The organism is Streptomyces cinerochromogenes (genome assembly GCF_014648635.1).
GTDB lineage: Bacteria > Actinomycetota > Actinomycetes > Streptomycetales > Streptomycetaceae > Streptomyces > Streptomyces cinerochromogenes.
Genome location: NZ_BMRM01000005.1, coordinates 103,992 through 120,631 on the forward strand (window position 1 = coordinate 103,992; position 16,640 = coordinate 120,631).

A 16,640-nucleotide genomic window follows, 5' to 3' on the forward strand; every position below is an offset into this window, starting at 1 on the left:
CTCCACGTGCCGCTCACACGCCGCCGAACAGCGCGCTCAGCCCCCGCTCCACCACCCCGGCCACGTCCTCCTGCCCGCACGCCACCACCGCGTACGTGCGCACCAGGAAGCACCGCAGCGCCGAGGCCGGGAAGAGCAGCAGGGCCATGCCGTGCGGCGAGTGGAACTCCACGACCGTGCGGTTCCGGCCGTACGGCCATATCTGCACGTCGCCGTGGCCGGCGGGGGCCCGCAGCCCCTGGTCGAGCAGGGTGCGCGCGAAGGTCCAGGTGACCTCCTCGCCGTGCAGCGCGGCCTCGGCGGGAAAGTCCACGAACACGGCGAGGGGGTCGTCGGCGTTGTAGCGCAGCGTGGCAGGCACCGTGACCTCCCGGTCCTGGGCGGTGACGAGCCGGGCTTCGGCGAGCTGTTCGACGGTGATGTCCATGCCCTTTAGGAGTCCGCGAGGGCCGCGCGCATGGCGCCAATTCCGGTCAGAGTTCGACGGGTACCGGCCGCCGCGCGGCATCATGGAACAGAGAAGCGACGAACACACGCGTGAGCACCGGGCCGTGGGCCGCCCGACTGACTCAACTCGCGTAAGCGGCCTACGACTTGGCCGCCGTCGCGCGTACGTCATTCGTCCGTTCGGAACACCCCGGGAAGACTCTGGCATATGCCAGAAGCACCACCGTATCGTGTGTTGCCAAATCCCTTACAGCGCGTCGCGGGCTGTGCAACAGTCGTAGCGGTCCCCCGCCGTCCCCGCCCTTTCGTCCCGCCGTTTCGTCCCCGCCGTTTCGTCCCCCATCGGAGTGCGTCATGCCGTCCCCAGTCTCCGCGGACCGCCCAGCCGCCCAGCCGCCCGGGCGCGGCTCGGTCGAGGCGCTGATAACGCAGGCACGGCGGCTCAAGGGTGACGTGGACGCCGTACGGCGGGACACCCGGAGCGACGGAACGGACCCCGAGGAACGCTGGCAGCGCGCCCTGTACGACCTCGCCGCGCACCAACTGGACGACCTCGACGCCCATTTGGCGCAGTTGCGGGACGGCCCCTCCCCCGCCCCCGCCGAACCGGGCGGTCCGTCCGCCGGGTCGGCCGGCGAACGGACCGCACCGGCCGACACCCCGAGCGGCTCACTGCTCAGCCGCGTCGGCAGCGCCGAGTGGAACCTGCTGACCGACGAGGCCACCTGGTCCGGGGAGCTGTACCAGATCCTCGGCCTCGACCCGGCCCGCCCCGCCCTCACCCTGGACGAGCTCCCCAGCCTGGTCCTGGAGGAGGACCGGCCCAAGCTGACCGCGATGGTCACGGACTGCCTGGTCGACGCCAAGCCGATCGACGGCGAGTTCCGTGTCGTACGGCCCGACGCCTCCGTGCGGACCGTGCACATGATGGGCGAACCGGTGCTCGGCGCCGACGGCGGCACGACCTCCATGTGGGCCGTGCTGCGCGACGTCAGCGAACTGCGCCGCAGCCAGCGGACGGTGTGCGAGACCCGTGACTCGCTGCACCGCCACCGCCGGCAGGAGCAGACCGAGCACCGGATCGCGGCAGAGCTGCAGGAAGCCGTGCTACCGCCATGGCGCGGCTCCCTGCGGCTCCCGCACCAGGGACCGGCCGCGCTGGACCTGGCCGCCCACCGTCTCCCGGCCGCCGCCCCCACACTGATCGGCGGGGACTGGTACGACGCGCTGGAGCTGTCCGACGGCCAGACCCTGCTCACCGTCGGCGACCTCACCGGGCAGGGCGTGGCCGTCGCCTCCGGCATGGCCATGCTGCTCGGCGCCGTACGCGGCATGGCGCTGTCCGGCGCGGAGCCCGGTCACCTGCTCACCCTGCTCAACCAGTTACTCGACACCACCGTGCAACCCGCCCTCGGCAGCGCCGTCTGCTGCCGCTACCAGCCGGAGGACCGCACGCTGGTGTGGGCGCAGGCAGGACACCCCGCCCCGCTGCTGTACCGCGACGGGACGGGGCGCCCGCTGAGCGCACCGGACGGCGTCCTCCTCGGCGCGTCCTCGGGGTCCGTCTACGGACAGTCCGTCGTCCCCCTGCACCCGGGCGACCTGCTCCTCCTGTACACCGACGGGCTGATGCCGGGCCACGACAGGACAGCGGCTGAGGACCGGCTGCTCGGCCTCGCCCCACGGTTCGGCACGGCGCGCACCGCGCAGGACTGTGTGCGGACGATCGTCGAGGAGTTCGGCGGGGCCGGGCGCGAGGACGACGCGTGCGTGCTCGTCGCCAAGGTCACCGCGTGACGGCAGCCGACCCGTCGGGCCGGACAGCGCACAGGCCCCCTATGCCTGTGCGCTGTTGCCGTCGGTCCTGGGCCTCGGCTTGGGCAGGGCGAGCCTGATCTCCTCCCGCAGCTGGTGGATCTTCGGATAGCCGGCGTACTCCGCGGTCAGCCGGTACATCTGCCGCAGCCGGTCCCAGGTACGGCGCGAGGAGTTCGACCCCATCGACATCAGGGCCAGCCGTGCGTAGCGGTCGGCCTGTTCGGGGTCGTCGGCGATGAAGCAGGCCGACGCCATGGACAGATGGTCGAAGATCTTCGAGCGCTCCCGGCCGTCGACGCGCAGGGCGAGGGCCTTCTCCGCGTAGTACTGCGCGTGCGCGGCCGCGCCCGGGTCGAACTCCGCCAGGGTGCGGTAGGCGAGCGCCTGCATGCCGTACAGGTCCTCGTCCTTGAAGGTCTGCATCCAGTCCGGCGGTTCCACGTCCTGCCGGTCGGAGACGAAGAGGTCCTCGGCCTGCCCGAGCGTGCGCCGCATCGCCTGGCCCTTGCCCATCGACGCCTGCGCCCAGGCCTCGATGGTGTGGAACATCGCCTTCGTCCGCGGCTGCAGGCGGTCACCGGCCCCGGACTGGGCGAGCTTCATCAGGTCCAGGGCGTCGTCCGGCCGGCCCAGGTGCACCATCTGCCGGGCCGCCCGCGACAGCGCCTCACCGGCGCGTGGGCGGTCCCCGCCCTCTCTGGCGGCGTGGGCGGCGATGACGAAGTACTTCTGCGCCGTGGGCTCCAGGCCGACGTCGTGCGACATCCAGCCCGCGAGGACGGCGAGGTTGGCGGCGACGCCCCACAGGCGCCGCTGGAGATGGGGTGGATGGTGGTAGGCGAGCATGCCGCCCACCTCGTTGAGCTGTCCCACGACCGCCTTGCGCTGCAGCCCGCCGCCACGGGCCGCGTCCCAGGCGCGGAACACCTCGACCGAGCGCTCCAGTTCCTCGATCTCCTGAGACCCGATGGGGGCGGCCTCGTAGCGGTCGAACCCGGCGGGGTCCGCGTGCAGGGGGTCGTCGAGAACAGGGGCGTCGGCCTTCAGGGCCGGGTCGGTGTGCAGCCAGTCGTACATGGCGCTGCTGAGTGTGGATCCTGCGGCGAGCGCGGCGCCCGCGCCCACCAAGCCGCGTCGGTTGAGCATGAGGTCCATTCCCGTGAATTCGGTGAGGACCGCGGCGGTCCGTTCGGGCGCCCACGGCACTCCTTCGGGATGTTCCTCGATCCCGTCGGTCTGCCGCTTCCCCGCACGCCCGTGCCGCACCAGACCGAGGTCCTCGATGGTCACGACACGGCCGAGACGCTCGGTGAACAGAGCCGCCAGCACCCGCGGCACCGGATCGCGCGGGATCTCTCCCATGTCGATCCACCGCCGCACCCGGGAGGTGTCGGTCGCCAGCTGGGGGTGGCCCATGGCCGCCGCCTGCCGGTTGACCAGTCTCGCGAGTTCGCCCTTCGACCAGCCGGCCAGGCCGAACAGGTCCGCCAGTCGGGTGTTGGGTTGTCCGCTCACGTCAAGCCCCCAGGTTCTCGGCTGAGTTGACAGTAGCCCGGTGGAGGTTGCCGGGCGACTATTCGCCAGGGTTCGCCAGGGTCCGCCAGATGGTGTGCCACTGGGCATCGGGTGTCAGGTAGGAACGCGCCACCCCGACCCGGTCGCCGCCTTCCACCCGAGGGCGCGTGACGGCACAGGACGGCATCTGCCGGGCACATTCCCCAGGGTGTGCCCGGGCGGCCGGGACGGGTTGCGCGTGAGACGCACAGGCAGGCACCGCAGGCACACGAAGGGATCTGTTTTCCCATGTACGCAGCATCGTCCTCCGTGTCCGCCCCGCCCCGTCCGCCGCGCCCCCGCCCGGCGGGCGGCGGGCCGTACCTCGACCCGGCGGCGCGCCCGAGCGGTCCCGTACCGGTCGCGGGCCGCCCCCGGCGGATCCCCGGCCAGCCCGGGGCCCAGCCGCTCAGCGGGAGGCTGGACCTGTCCGGCCCCCAGGGCGCGCAGCTGCGCACCGCGCTCGCCGCGGTGCACCGGATCTGCCCGGAGTTCGCCCCGGTGCAGGTCCTGCGGCGCAGCGGACGGTCCGTCCTTCTCGTCGGGACGACGGGGCGCAGCACGGCCGTGGCCAAGTGTCTCCTGGACCACTCGCCGGCCTGGGTGGAGCGGAGCCGTCAGGAAATAGCCGCATACCGCTCGTTCGTCCGGCACCGGCCGCCGGTCCGGGTGCCGAGGCTGATCGCGGCGGACCCGGACAACTGCACGCTGGTGATCGAGCGCATGCCGGGCCGGACGGCGGCGTTCCAGCGGCACCCCACCGAGGCGCCGCCCCGCGCGGACATCCGGGCCGCGCTCGGCGCGATCTGCCGGGTGAACGCCTGGCGGCCCCCGGCGGGCACCTTCGACATGCCGCTGGACTACGCGGCACGGATCTCCCGGTACCACGAACTGGGCCTGCTCACCGACCGGGACCTCGGCGACCTGCAGAAGCTGCTGCACGGCATCGCCCACGAGGTGGGCCGGCACGGCATGCTCCAGTTCTGCCACGGCGACGCCCTGCTCTCGAACATCCTTCTGTCACCGGCCGGTCCAGTGCTGGTGGACTGGGAGCACGCGGGCTGGTATCTGCCGGGGTACGACCTGGCGACGCTGTGGCTGGTCCTCGGGGACGCGCCGGTGGCCCGGCGGCAGATCAGCCAGATCGCCCAGTCGGCGGGCCCGGCCTCCCGGGACGCGTTCCTGGTGAACCTGATGCTCCTGCTGACCCGGGAGATCCGTACGTACGAGACGGCCGTGCAGCGTTCGATGCACGATGCGGCCCCGGCGGCACCGGGTGCGGTCCACCCGGGTGCTGCGCCGTCCGGCGAGGAACAGCGGCTGCTGCTCAGGCGGCTGCACGACGACTGCCAGATGGCCCGCAGGGCCGTCCGCGCGGCGGTCGGCACTCGCTGACGGGGACGACGGCTCCGCGGTGCGCCCTGAGCGGCGGCGCACCGCGGACCTTCGTGTTCGCCGCCGGAGCGGGTGTCCACTGGTGTATGCCAGTGACGCTCCGCAGGCCCGCGCACCGCCACCGCGAAACTCGCCGGAAACCCTCCGTGACGTGGGAAATCACCTCTCTGTGGGCATCATTGACGGATCGTCGGCAAGCCGGTACCACTGACCCAGCTCGGCGCCGCACGCCCCGCCACGCTCCGCCCGTCACAGGAGGCCGCATTGCGAGGATCCGCCACCGACCCCACATCCACACCCGGCCACAGACGTCTGCGGCGAACCGCCGTCCCGCTCGCCTCCGCGGCCCTGCTGCTGCCCCTGCTCGGCGCGGCCCCGGCCCACACCGCCACGGACTCCTCCACGCACCGGCTGCAGCGGGCGTTCGCCGCCGCGGCGGCCGAGTACCACGTCCCGCAGAGCGTTCTGCTGGCCGTCTCCTACCTCCAGTCCCGCTGGGACGCCCATGGCGGCGCACCGAGCGTGACCGGCGGCTACGGCCCGATGCACCTGACCGACGCCCGCACCGCGATCGCCGCCACGGAGCACCTCGCCGAGGGGACGGAGGACGCCCGGGGCGACTCCGCCCGGGCCGCGCTGCGTCCCACCGCCGAGGCGCCGGCCGAGTCGGCGCTTCCGGCCCGGCTGAAGACGCTGCCGAGGGCCGCGGAGCTGTCCGGCCTCCCGGCCGGGGCACTGCGCACCGACCCGGCGGCGAACGTGGCGGGCGGCGCCGCCCTGCTCGCCGCCGCGCAGAAGGAACTGGGCGAGCCGCTGAGCACCGACCCGGCCGACTGGTACGGCGCGGTGGCCACCTTCTCCGGCGCCGACGACAGGGCGACCGCCGCCGCGTACGCCGACGACGTGTACGACGTACTGCGCACCGGCGAGGAACGCACCACGGACGACGGTCAGCTGGTGACCCTGGCCGCGCAGCCGGAGCTGGCCGCCGACACCGCCCCGCTGCGGCGGGCCGGGCTGCGCACGCTGCCGGCGGACGGCACCGAATGCCCGAAGTCGGTGTCGTGCGAGTCGGTCCCGGCGCCGTACGAGGAGTTCGGCGACAACGACTACGGCAACCACGACCTCGGCGACCGCCCGGCCTCGCAGAGCATCAGGTACATCGTCATCCATGACACGGAGGGCGCCTGGGAGGGGGTCATGAAACTGATCCAGGACCCCACCTATGTGTCGTGGAACTACACGATTCGCTCGACCGACGGTTTGATCGCCCAGCACGTCAAGGCCAAGGACGTGGCCTGGCACGCGGGCAACTGGTACGTCAACGCCAAGTCGGTCGGCATCGAGCACGAGGGCTTCCTCGCCGCACCGGACGCCTGGTACACGGAGGCGATGTACCGGTCCTCGGCCCGGCTGGTGCGGTACCTGGCCCGGACGTACGGCATCCCGCTGGACCGGCAGCACATCCTGGGCCACGACAACGTGCCCGGGCCGACCGCGTCCTCCGTCCCGGGGATGCACACGGACCCCGGCCCGTACTGGGACTGGCGGCACTACTTCCAGCTGCTGGGCCACCCGTTCCGGCGCACGGCCGGCCCCCGCTCCGGGGTGGTGACGGTGCTGCCGGACTACGCCTCCAACCGGCCCGTCTACACCGGCTGCACCACCAGGGGCGAGCCGTGCGCGGCGCACGGCTCCAGCGAGGTGCGGCTGTACACGGACCACGACGAGACCGCTCCGCTGGTCAGGGACATCGGTCTGAGGACGGACCCGACGGACGGGGTGAACGATCTGTCCTCGCGGGTCTCCACCGGCCAGAGTTACGCGGTGGCCGACCGCTGGGGCGACTGGACGGCCATCTGGTACCTGGGGCAGAAGGCCTGGTTCCGCAACCCGCTCAAGGATCCGGCCGCCGTGCCCGCGCGGGGCCTCGTGGTGACGCCTCGGGAGGGACGGGCGAGCATCCCGGTCTACGGCCGCGCCTATCCGGAGAAGGAGGCCTACCCGGCGGGCGTCCCCGCGCAGTCGGTGGTGCCGCTGCCGTACACGATCCCCGCCGGGCAGCGGTACGTGGTCGGTGACGAGGTGCCGGGCGAGTACTACTACGCGGTCACCTTCACCCCCGACTCACACCGGGTCGTGGTGGGCGAGGACCTGTACTACGAGATCCAGTACGGCCACCGGGTCGGGTTCGTCCGGGCGGCGGACGTCACGCTCGAAGCCGCCGCCCGCTAGTCCGGGCCGCGGCTTCTCAGCCCTGCCGTGTCTTCTCAGCCCTGCTGGAAAAGCTCCGCCGGGAGCGGCTTCAGCAGGGCGTACAGGTCGTCGGTGATGGGGCGGTCCCAGGCGGCGATGGTCACCAGGACGCCGTCGCTGCGGTCGAACTGGACGCAGGAGATCCGGCTCTCGGAGAGCTTCAGCCGCCGCACGATCAGGAGGTTGTCGCCCTGGAGCACCGGGGTGTCCTCGACGCCGACGACGGTGACCTCCTCGTCGTTCTCCAGCGCCAGCAGCAGCTGGCCGACCTCGAAGGGGATCTCCCCGTCGGCGACGTCGCGGGCCGGGGAGCCCTCCGGCAGATTGCCGATGATCATGGCGGGGCCGCGTCCGCCGAACAGGTCGTAGCGCAGGAAGACGCCCTGGCAGGTGCCGTCGGGGGCGGGCAGCAGGCCCGCGCCGAGGTTGCCCGGCCAGTCGCCCGGGTCCATGGCCAGCACGTCGAAGTCGGGTCCGGCAGGGGTCGCGCTGCGGCGGCGGAGGAACGACATGCGGCCATGGTACGTGGGCTGCCCGGGAAGTGCCGTGACGGGGTGGTCGATCTTGTGCGGGTTCGTCGGCGCCGCTCGCCCCCCGCTCAGCTCAGGGGACAGCTGGTCAGCAGCGTGTCCGGAGCCGCGTCGGGCGGGCGCGGGACCGTGTGGTCGGCCGGGGGGACGGCGTCCCCCGCGATCCAGCGTTCCAGGGCCTCGAAGGCCGAACGGTGGCAGGGCACCATCGGGCGGAGCCGGCCGGGGAAGGCGTCGGCCAGCGCGTCGGTGTGGGTGCCGTCCTCGACGCGGTAGTACCGCAGCAGGGAGCCGCGGCCGGCCTCGTGGACCATACGGGCGTAGACGTCGGAGTCCTCGCTGATCGGCAGCAGCACGTCGAGGGTGCCCTGGAGGGTGATCAGGGGCTTGCCGACGCGTCCGGTGAGGGCGATGCGGCCGACCGCCCGGTGGACGGCGGCGGGGCGGGCCGCGTAGTCGTAGTCGGCGTCGCACCCGGGGGTGCCGGAGGCGCAGAACGGGGTGCCCGCCTCGGTGGCGCCGTCGTAGCCGGGGTCGAGTTCCTCGCGGTAGATGCGCTGGGTGAGGTCCCAGTAGACCTGGTGGTGGTACGGCCACAGGAACTCGGAGCCCGCCGGGAAGCCGGCCCGGTGCAGTGCCGCCCGGGCCTCGGCGGCGCCGGGTCCGCCGGCGGCGTAGGCGGGGTAGTGGCGCAGTGCGGCCGGCAGGGAGGTGAGCGGGTTGGGGCCGTCGGCGCGCCAGAGGGTGCCCTCCCAGTCGACTCCGCCGTCGTACAGCTCGGGGTGGTTCTCCAGTTGCCAGCGGACCAGATAGCCGCCGTTGGACAGGCCGGTGGCGAGGGTGCGGGCCGGGGGCCGGTGGTAGCGCTGGGCGACGACGGTGCGGGCGGCGCGGGTGAGTTGGGTGAGACGGGTGTTCCACTCGGCGATGGCGTCGCCGGGCCGGCGGCCGTCGCGGAAGAAGGCGGTTCCCGTGTTGCCCTTGTCGGTGGCGGCGTAGGCGTAGCCGCGGGCGAGCACCCAGTCGGCGATCGCCCGGTCGTTGGCGTACTGCTCGCGGTTGCCCGGGGTGCCGGCGACCACCAGGCCGCCGTTCCAGTGGTCGGGCAGGCGGATGACGAACTGTGCGTCGTGGTGCCAGCCGTGGTTGGTGTTGGTGGTGGAGCCGTCCGGGAAGTAGCCGTCGATCTGGATGCCGGGGACGCCCGTCGGGGTGGGCAGGTCCTTGGGGGTGAGGCCCGCGTAGTCGGCCGGGTCGGTGTGGCCGGTGGCCACGGTCCCGGCGGTGGTCAGCTCGTCCAGGCAGTCGGCCTGCTGGCGGGCGGCACCGGGGACGTGCAGCCGGGCGCTGCCGGCGCAGTGGGCGTCGGGTGCCCCAGGGCCGGCGGGGGCCGCGGTGGCGGGCGGCGTGACCAGGAGGGAGCAGGCGGCGGCGAGGGTGAGCGCGCCCAGGGCGGTGCGGCGGGTACGGCGGGCGGGCCGTGGGCGGCGGACGAGCGGTGGGCTGGGGTGGGGCAGCATGCGGTTCCTCCGGCGGGTTGGGGACGCGCTGGAGGTTAGGGCTGGTGTGGGGGCTCGGGACATGTGTGCAGCCGCCATGATGACGACCCGTTAGGGGGCGTCGGCCACCATGGCGGCGGTGTCGGTGCCCAGTCTCCCCCGTCAGGGGCAGCCGGCGTCGGCGAGGGTGAAGTAGCCCGTGGGTGACTCCTTCAGGGTGTGGGTGACGAACGTGTTGTACAGGCCCATGTTCTGGCCGGATCCCTTGGCGTAGGTGGAGCCGCCGCTGGTGGTGGCCCGGCCGGCCTGCACCTGGGCGTAGTTGCTCGCCGTCCAGCAGGCGGCGGTCCCGCCGTCACCCGGGTCGCCGGGGCCGGGATCGCCGGGTCCGCCGGGGCCGGTGGTGTCCAGGCCGAAGAACCGGGCGATCCAGCGGCTGGAGCAGATCGAGTCGAGGAAGTACGGGGCACCGGTGCTGCCGCACTGTTCGCTGCCGGTGCCGGGGTCGACCGGGGTGCCGTGCCCGATGCCCGGGACCCGGTCGACCTCGACGGCGACCGTGCCGTCGGCGGCCAGGTACTGGTCCTGCCGGGTGGCGTCGGGCCCGATGGAGGAGGTCCGGGTGGGCGTCTGGGACAGGCCGTGCAGGGCCGTCCACTGGTCGCGCAGTTCGGTGGCGTTGCGCGGTACGACGGTGGTGTCCTGGTCGCCGTACCAGATCGCGGTGCGCGGCCACGGGCCGGTGTACGAGGGGGAGGCGTCGCGCACCCGCTGGGCCCAGTCGGCCGGACTCAGGTCGACGCCGGGGTTCATGCAGGTGTAGGGGCTGTTGTCCCGGGTGCAGTCGTACGGCAGGCCGGCGACGACGGCGCCCGCCGAGAACACGTCGGGGTAGGTGGCGAGCATGACGGCGGTCATGGCGCCGCCGGCGGACAGTCCGGTGACGTAGACGCGCCGGGGGTCGGCGCCGTAGGCGGTGACGGCGTGGCTCACCATCTGCCGGACGGACAGGGCCTCGCCCTGGCCGCGCCGGTTGTCGCCGGACTGGAACCAGTTGAAGCACCCGCTCGGGTTGTTCGCGGCGGAGGTCTCGGCGAGGACCAGCAGGAAGCCGTCCTGGTCGGCGAGCTGGGGGAGGCCGGAGTTGTCGGCGTAGACCTGCGCGCTCTGGGTGCAGCCGTGCAGGGCGACCACGACCGGCGGGTGGGCCGGCAGGGTGGCCGGCCGGTGGACGTACATGGTGAGGGCGCCCGGGTTGGTCCCGAAGTCGGTCACCCGGGTGAGCGTGACGGCGGCGCGGGCCTGGGGTGCGGGGGCGGCGAGCGCGGTGCCGAGGACGACGGCGAGGACCGCGAGGAGGCGGACCAGGAGGCGGGCGCGGGGTGGCGCTCCGGGCGCCGTGCGGGACGCGGGCAGGGGCATGGCGGCTCCTTCGGTGGACACACGGGTCCCGGCCGCTCCGGCGCGGGACGGCGCTGGAGCACCGGGGTGGCGGAACCATAGGTTCGGGTGTGTCCGGGGACCATGGCGCCGGGCACCACAGCCGTCGGTGTCCGGGTCGGCCCCGGACGGATTGCGGGCCGCCGTGCGGTCTGCTACACGGTGCCGTCCTCACTCCTCCGGCGGGGCCGGCGGCACCACCGCGACGGGGCTCGCCGCGTGCAGCAGCACCGCCTGGGTGACCGAGCCCATCATGCGGGCCGGGGCGAGCAGCCGCCGCCGGTGCCGGCCGACCACGACCAGGTCGGCGTCCTGGGAGGCGGCGACCAGGTGACCGGCCGCGTCGCCGGGCAGCGCCTCGACACAGGCGCGGACCTCGGGGTGGCGCTCCCGGTGCGGGGCGAGGAAGCCGTCGGCGAGGACGCGGGTCTCGTGCTCCACGGCGTCCTGGCCGACCGGCGGCGGGACCATCTGGCCGGGTGCGGACCAGGTCTGCAGCGGCCACGGATAGGCGGCGATCACCTGCAGCCGGGCGCCGCGCCGGGCGGCCTCGGCGCAGGCGAAGGAGAGGACGCCCTCGTCGGGGCTGTCGGCGTGCAGGCCGGCGACCACCCGGGGCCCGGGCTCGGCGGGCCCTTCGCCGTGCACCTCGCGGCCCGGCCGGGGGACGACCACCACCGGGCACTCGGCGTCCCGGGCGGCGGCGAGGCCGTTGGAGCCGAGCAGCAGGCCGGCGAAGCCGCCGCGGCCCCGGGAACCGAGCACCAACAGCTGGGCGTCGCCGCCCAGTTCGGGCAGGACGGCCCCCGGTACGCCCTCCAGCGCGATGTACTCCACCACCTGGTCCCCGGCACGGTCCGCGAGCCGGGCGCGCACCTCGTCGAGGACCGGGTCGCCCTCCGCGTCGGGCTCCCCGGCGACCAGGACGTCGGCCTGGCCCCAGGCGGCGTACTGCCGTACGTGCACCACCCGCAGCGGTGCCGCGCGGCGGCGGGCGGCGTCCAGGGCCCAGTCCAGGGCACGCAGACTGTCGGCGGACCCGTCGACCGCGGCGATGACCGGCGCAGCGCTCATCCTCACCTCACCTCCGGAACACGGCCTTCCCCCGCTGGGGCCAGCCTCGCTCAGGTCCGGTCCCCCGCGGGGCACTCCCGGTCGCGTGTCCGGAGATCCGGTCGCGACACTCCCGGTTCAGGTGAGGTCGCACCACCTGGAGTTCAGGTGAGGTCGAACTCGCCCTCGCGCGCGCCGGAGACGAAGGCGCCCCATTCGGCCGGGGTGAAGATCAGGGACGGGCTCTCCGGCCGGCGGCTGTTGCGCATCGCGACGAAGCCCTCGACGAAGGCGATCTGGACATCGCCCAGGCCTCGGCTGCTGGACTGCCACTGTGCGCTGCTGAGGTCCAGCTCCGGCTTGTCCCAGCCCACGAGCGGCTGCTGCTGGATGGTGCTCTCGGCCACGTCCGTGCTCCTCCCGGTTCGTCGTCCGCGGGCCAGCCTAGCGACCGGTCGCCACGGCGGACAGGGCACGCGGGGACGACCTTCCCGGAGCCGGGCCGGGCCTTCCCCGCCGGGCGGTCAGGAGTCGGGGGGCGCGGAGCCCACGAGCCACATGGAGAAGAACTGCGAGCCGCCGCCGTAGGCGTGTCCGAGCACCCTGCGGGCCCGGTCCAGCTGGTGTTCGCCGGCCTGGCCGCGCACCTGGAGGGCGGCCTCGGCGAAGCGGATCATCCCGGAGGCGCCGATGGGGTTGGTGGACAGCACCCCGCCCGACATGTTGACGGGCAGGTCGCCGTCGAGTCCGGTCGCGCCGGACTCGGTGAGCTTCCAGCCCTCGCCCTCTTCGGCGAAGCCCAGGTTCTCCAGCCACATGGGCTCGTACCAGGAGAACGGCACGTAGATCTCGGCGGCGTCGATGTCCCGGCGGGGGTCGGCGATGCCGGCCTGCCGGTAGACGTCGGCGGCGCAGTCCTGGCCGGCCCGCGGGGAGACGAAGTCCTTGCCGGCGAACAGGGTGGGTTCGCTGCGCATGGCACCGCCGAGCACCCAGGCGGGCGGGCGGGGCGCGCGGGCGGCTCCGGCACGGTCGGTGAGGACCATGGCGCAGGCGCCGTCGGAGGACGGGCAGGTCTCCGAGTAGCGAATGGGGTCCCACAACATGGGGGACGCCACCACCTTTTCCAGGGTGATGTCGTGTTCGTGGAGGTGGGCGTAGGGGTTCTTCAGGGCGTTGCGCCGGTCCTTGTAGGCGACGAGGGCGCCGATGGTGTCGGGGGCGCCGCTGCGCCGCATGTACGCGCGCACATGGGGGGCGAAGAAGCCTCCGGCTCCGGCGAGCAGGGGCTGCTGGAAGGGGATGGGCAGGGACAGGCCCCACATGGCGTTGGACTCGGACTGTTTTTCGAAGGCGAGGGTGAGGACCGTGCCGTGGACGCGGGCGGCCACCAGGTTGGCGGCGACCAGCGCGGTGGAGCCGCCGACGGAGCCGGCGGTGTGCACCCGCAGCACGGGTTTGCCGACGGCGCCCAGCGCGTCGGCGAGGTAGAGCTCGGGCATCATGACGCCCTCGAAGAAGTCGGGCGCCTTGCCGATGACGACGGCGTCGACGTCGGCCCACGTCAGGGCCGCGTCGTCCAGGGCACGCCGGGCGGCCTCGCGGACGAGGCCGGCGATCGACACGTCCCGGCGGGCGGCGACGTGCCTGGTCTGGCCGATCCCGACGACGGCCACGGGTTCCTTGCTCATCGTGGATCCCCTTCGAGGACGGCGACCAGGTTCTGCTGGAGGCAGGGACCGGAGGTGGCGTGGGCGAGGGCGCGGTCGGAGGCGCCGCGGTGGATGCGGGCGGCGGCCTCGCCGATGCGGACGAGTCCGGCGGCCATGACGGGGTTGGCGGCGAGCGCGCCGCCGGAGGGGTTGACGCGCACGGTGTCGTCCAGGCGCAGGGCCCGGCGCAGGACCACCTCCTGCGCGCTGAACGGGGCGTGCAGCTCGGCGGTGTCGACGGGCCGTTCGAAGGCGCCCGCCCTCTCGGCGGCGAGCCGGGTGGAGGGCGAGTCGGTGAGGTCGCGCACGCCCAGGCCGTGGGCCTCGATGCGGTGGTCGATGCCGCGGATCCAGGCGGGCCGCTCGCACAGCCGGCGGGCCCGCTCCCCCGCCGCGAGGATCACGGCGGCGGCGCCGTCGCCGACGGGCGGGCAGTCGCCGGTGCGCAGCGGCCGTACCACGTAGTCGCCCTGCGGTACGCGGCCCGCCAGTTGGGCGTGGGGGTTGGCGGCGGCGTCGGACCTGCTGCGGGCGGCGACGGCGGCGAGCGCGGGTTCGTCGGTGTGTCCGGCGTCGATGAGGGCCTGGGCCTGGAGGGCGGCGAGGGCTATGGCGTCGGGCCACAGGGGGGCGACGTAGTACGGGTCGAGCTGGCGGGTGAGCACGTCCCGCACGGAGCCGGGGGAGCACTTTCCGTAGGAGTAGACGAGCGCGGTGTCGGCGTCGCCGGTGAGCAGCTTGGTCCAGGCCTCGTACAGCGCCCAGGCGCCGTCCATCTCGACGTGCGACTCGGAGATGGGCGGCCAGGCGCCGACGCCGTCGAGGGCGAGGGTGAAGGAGAAGGCGCGGCCCGCGAGGTAGTCGCTGGAGCCGGAGCAGGTGAAGCCGATGTCGGAGGTCCGCAGGCCGGTCCGGTCCAGGACGTCGTGCAGGACCGGCATGAGCATCTCGACCTCGGAGGACTCGGCGGTGGAGCGCCGGTGGTCGGTCTGGGCGAAGGCGACGACGGCGATGTCCCGGGGGCCGGGGGCTTCCTCGCTGGTCACAGCAGCTCCTTGTAGGTGTCGTACGCCGCGTCGGGCTCGCCGGTGGGCCGGTAGTGGTCGGGGTGGCGGGTCCCTTCCGTCCACACGGGTTCGACGCGCAGGCCCATGCGCACCTGGTCGTAGGGGATACCGCCGATGCGGGCGTGCAGGGCCAGGTCGGCGCCGTCCAGGGCGATGTGCGCGTAGACGTAGGGCACCTCGATGTCGAGGTTCTTCGCCTTGATGTTGACGATGCAGAAGGTGGTCACTGTGCCCCGGGGACCCACTTCGACGTGTTCCGCTGTGGCGACACCACATGTGGGGCACGCACCCCTCGGCGGGACGTACACCTTGCGGCAGGAGGGGCAGCGTTCACCGACCGTGCGCCGCTCGGCGAGGGCGCGGATGTAGTCGGACTGGGCGCGTCCCGGGGAGTAGGTGTAGTCGAGGCGGGCGGGGACGACGACGCCGCTGACCGCGTCAGCGAACGCGCCGCTGTGGCCCGTCGGCCGGGCCGCCTCGCCGTCGTACGGCTCGAAGCAGGCGATGTCGGTGATGGCGCCGGAGCGTTCCGCGGCCCAGCGCACGCGGACGCGCATTCCGGTGTGCACGGCGTCGGGGCCGGGGGCGTCGAGGGCGTGCAGGAGAGCGGTGTCGGCGCCGTCGAGCCGTACCAGGACCCAGGCGAAGGGCGTGTCGAGGGGCTGCCCGCGGCGGGGTGCGTGGTTCCAGGCCCAGGTGGTGACCGTGCCGGTGGGGGCGACCTCGACGAGGTCGCGGATCTCCTCGGCGGTGACGGGGTCGTACTCGACGGGCGGGACGAGGGTGCGGCCGTCGTTCGTCCGCACACCGAGGAGGACGCGCTCGCGCAGGCCGGTGAGGAAGGCGCTCTGGACGGGGCCGAGGGAGCGGGTGAAGGGGAACTCCACGACGAGCGGGGCGGAGAGGACGTCTGGCATCGGCTGCCTCCTTGGGAGGTCGGCGGTGGGGCGCGCCCCGTACGGGGCGCGGGGCCGTGACACGGGTGGCTCCGCCGCGCGGGCGCGGCCGGCCGAGACGGCCCGCGGTGGTGCGGACGGCGTCCGCCGGCCCCGGCGGAGCGTCACGCGCGTCTGTAGACGGGGGGCCGCTTCTCCGCGAAGGCGCGGGCGCCTTCCCTGGCGTCGGCGGTGTCGAAGACGGGCCAGCCGCGGGTGAGTTCGGCGGCGAGGCCGTCGGTCTCGGTCATCTCGGCGGTCTCGTACACCGACGCTTTGACGGCCTCCACGGCCAGCGGACCGCAGGCGTTGATCCGGTCGGCGATCTCCAGGGCCGCATCGAGGGCGCCGCCCTCGGGGACGACGTGCCCGATCAGGCCGATACGGGCAGCCTCCTGCGCGCTGTAGGGGCGTCCGGTGAGCAGCATCTCCAGGGCGTGGGTGCGCGGGATCTGGCGCTGGAGGCGGACGGTGGAGCCGCCGATCGGGAACAGGCCGCGTCTGACCTCGAACAGGCCGAAGGTCGCGGACTCGCCCGCGACCCGGATGTCCGTGCCCTGGAGGATCTCGGTGCCGCCCGCGACGCAGTGCCCCTCGACGGCGGCGATCACCGGTTTGCGGGGGCGGTGGTGGCGCAGCATCGCCTTCCAGTGCAGGTCGGGATCGGCCTTCAGCCGGTCGCGGTACCGCTGCCCCTGCATGCCGTCGCCGGCCAGCGCCTTGAGGTCCATGCCGGCGCAGAAGGCGCCGCCGGCCCCGGTGAGCACGATCGAGCGGACCGTGTCGTCCGCGTCGGCCTCCAGCCAGCCGTCGTACAGGCCGACGAGCATCGCCAGCGAGAGCGCGTTCCTGGCGTCGGGCCGGTTGAGCGTGAGCACCAGTGTGGCGCCTTCCCGCCGCACGGTGAGGTGTTCGGTCCCACCCATGGGCCATC

Annotated in this window: 14 protein-coding genes; 3 read left to right on the top strand and 11 right to left on the bottom strand. The window is 73.7% G+C overall.

What is annotated here, in order from left to right; all coding sequences use genetic code 11:
• Positions 1 to 13 precede the first annotated feature (13 nt).
• Complete coding sequence (locus tag IEZ20_RS11620) at positions 14 to 427, bottom strand: SsgA family sporulation/cell division regulator (protein WP_189297282.1); 414 nt, start codon at positions 425 to 427, stop codon at positions 14 to 16.
• A gap of 374 nt (positions 428 to 801) precedes the next feature.
• Here IEZ20_RS11620 and IEZ20_RS11625 point away from each other — a divergent pair, with 374 nt between their 5' ends.
• A complete protein-coding gene (locus IEZ20_RS11625; protein WP_189297284.1) occupies positions 802 to 2,244 on the top strand; it encodes a PP2C family protein-serine/threonine phosphatase in 1,443 nt (480 codons plus the stop codon).
• Between the two features lie 39 nt (positions 2,245 to 2,283).
• On the opposite strand, the gene IEZ20_RS11630 is transcribed toward IEZ20_RS11625, so the two are convergent.
• Entirely contained in the window at positions 2,284 to 3,780 is a 1,497-nt protein-coding gene (locus IEZ20_RS11630) for a DNA-binding protein NsdB (protein WP_189297286.1), read from the bottom strand.
• Between the two features lie 288 nt (positions 3,781 to 4,068).
• Between IEZ20_RS11630 and IEZ20_RS11635 the strand changes: the two genes are divergently transcribed.
• Positions 4,069 to 5,214: an aminoglycoside phosphotransferase family protein gene (locus IEZ20_RS11635; protein WP_189297289.1), complete on the top strand. Its 1,146-nt coding sequence runs from the start codon at positions 4,069 to 4,071 to the stop codon at positions 5,212 to 5,214.
• Between the two features lie 264 nt (positions 5,215 to 5,478).
• A complete protein-coding gene (locus tag IEZ20_RS11640) occupies positions 5,479 to 7,449 on the top strand; it encodes an N-acetylmuramoyl-L-alanine amidase (protein WP_189297291.1) in 1,971 nt (656 codons plus the stop codon).
• Between the two features lie 35 nt (positions 7,450 to 7,484).
• On the opposite strand, the gene IEZ20_RS11645 is transcribed toward IEZ20_RS11640, so the two are convergent.
• The 9 genes from IEZ20_RS11645 to IEZ20_RS11685 form a co-directional block, all read right to left on the bottom strand.
• Positions 7,485 to 7,982, bottom strand: coding sequence for a glycosyltransferase family protein (locus tag IEZ20_RS11645; RefSeq protein ID WP_189297293.1), 498 nt, complete (start codon positions 7,980 to 7,982; stop codon positions 7,485 to 7,487).
• Positions 7,983 to 8,068: 86 nt separating this feature from the next.
• A complete protein-coding gene (locus IEZ20_RS11650) occupies positions 8,069 to 9,520 on the bottom strand; it encodes a 3-hydroxybutyrate oligomer hydrolase family protein (RefSeq protein WP_189297295.1) in 1,452 nt (483 codons plus the stop codon).
• A gap of 141 nt (positions 9,521 to 9,661) precedes the next feature.
• Positions 9,662 to 10,921 (bottom strand): extracellular catalytic domain type 1 short-chain-length polyhydroxyalkanoate depolymerase, encoded by a 1,260-nt coding sequence (locus IEZ20_RS11655; RefSeq protein ID WP_189297297.1) that lies wholly within the window; start codon positions 10,919 to 10,921, stop codon positions 9,662 to 9,664.
• Positions 10,922 to 11,110: 189 nt separating this feature from the next.
• A complete protein-coding gene (locus IEZ20_RS11660) occupies positions 11,111 to 12,013 on the bottom strand; it encodes a universal stress protein (protein WP_189297298.1) in 903 nt (300 codons plus the stop codon).
• Between the two features lie 143 nt (positions 12,014 to 12,156).
• Complete coding sequence (locus IEZ20_RS11665) at positions 12,157 to 12,399, bottom strand: DUF397 domain-containing protein (RefSeq protein WP_189297301.1); 243 nt, start codon at positions 12,397 to 12,399, stop codon at positions 12,157 to 12,159.
• Between the two features lie 117 nt (positions 12,400 to 12,516).
• Positions 12,517 to 13,683, bottom strand: coding sequence for a thiolase family protein (locus tag IEZ20_RS11670; RefSeq protein WP_189297303.1), 1,167 nt, complete (start codon positions 13,681 to 13,683; stop codon positions 12,517 to 12,519).
• On the bottom strand, positions 13,680 to 14,750 hold the full coding sequence (locus tag IEZ20_RS11675; RefSeq protein ID WP_189297305.1) for a thiolase family protein: 1,071 nt from the start codon (positions 14,748 to 14,750) through the stop codon (positions 13,680 to 13,682). Before IEZ20_RS11675 ends, IEZ20_RS11670 begins: the two co-directional genes overlap by 4 nt.
• Positions 14,747 to 15,688, bottom strand: coding sequence for a Zn-ribbon domain-containing OB-fold protein (locus IEZ20_RS11680; protein WP_189297313.1), 942 nt, complete (start codon positions 15,686 to 15,688; stop codon positions 14,747 to 14,749). The genes IEZ20_RS11675 and IEZ20_RS11680 overlap by 4 nt, the downstream gene beginning before the upstream one ends.
• A gap of 143 nt (positions 15,689 to 15,831) precedes the next feature.
• Entirely contained in the window at positions 15,832 to 16,632 is an 801-nt protein-coding gene (locus tag IEZ20_RS11685; RefSeq protein WP_189297315.1) for a crotonase/enoyl-CoA hydratase family protein, read from the bottom strand.
• Positions 16,633 to 16,640: the final 8 nt, after the last annotated feature.

Excerpts from the sequence above, each read along its gene's own strand:
- IEZ20_RS11655 (WP_189297297.1), bottom strand. The coding sequence starts at position 10,921 with ATGCCCCTGCCCGCGTCCCGCACGGCGCCCGGAGCGCCACCCCGCGCC.
- IEZ20_RS11650 (WP_189297295.1), bottom strand. The coding sequence starts at position 9,520 with ATGCTGCCCCACCCCAGCCCACCGCTCGTCCGCCGCCCACGGCCCGCC.
- IEZ20_RS11680 (WP_189297313.1), bottom strand. The coding sequence starts at position 15,688 with ATGCCAGACGTCCTCTCCGCCCCGCTCGTCGTGGAGTTCCCCTTCACC.
- IEZ20_RS11645 (WP_189297293.1), bottom strand. The coding sequence starts at position 7,982 with ATGTCGTTCCTCCGCCGCCGCAGCGCGACCCCTGCCGGACCCGACTTC.
- IEZ20_RS11660 (WP_189297298.1), bottom strand. The coding sequence starts at position 12,013 with ATGAGCGCTGCGCCGGTCATCGCCGCGGTCGACGGGTCCGCCGACAGT.
- IEZ20_RS11635 (WP_189297289.1), top strand. The coding sequence starts at position 4,069 with ATGTACGCAGCATCGTCCTCCGTGTCCGCCCCGCCCCGTCCGCCGCGC.
- IEZ20_RS11620 (WP_189297282.1), bottom strand. The coding sequence starts at position 427 with ATGGACATCACCGTCGAACAGCTCGCCGAAGCCCGGCTCGTCACCGCC.
- IEZ20_RS11685 (WP_189297315.1), bottom strand. The coding sequence starts at position 16,632 with ATGGGTGGGACCGAACACCTCACCGTGCGGCGGGAAGGCGCCACACTG.
- IEZ20_RS11670 (WP_189297303.1), bottom strand. The coding sequence starts at position 13,683 with ATGAGCAAGGAACCCGTGGCCGTCGTCGGGATCGGCCAGACCAGGCAC.
- IEZ20_RS11625 (WP_189297284.1), top strand. The coding sequence starts at position 802 with ATGCCGTCCCCAGTCTCCGCGGACCGCCCAGCCGCCCAGCCGCCCGGG.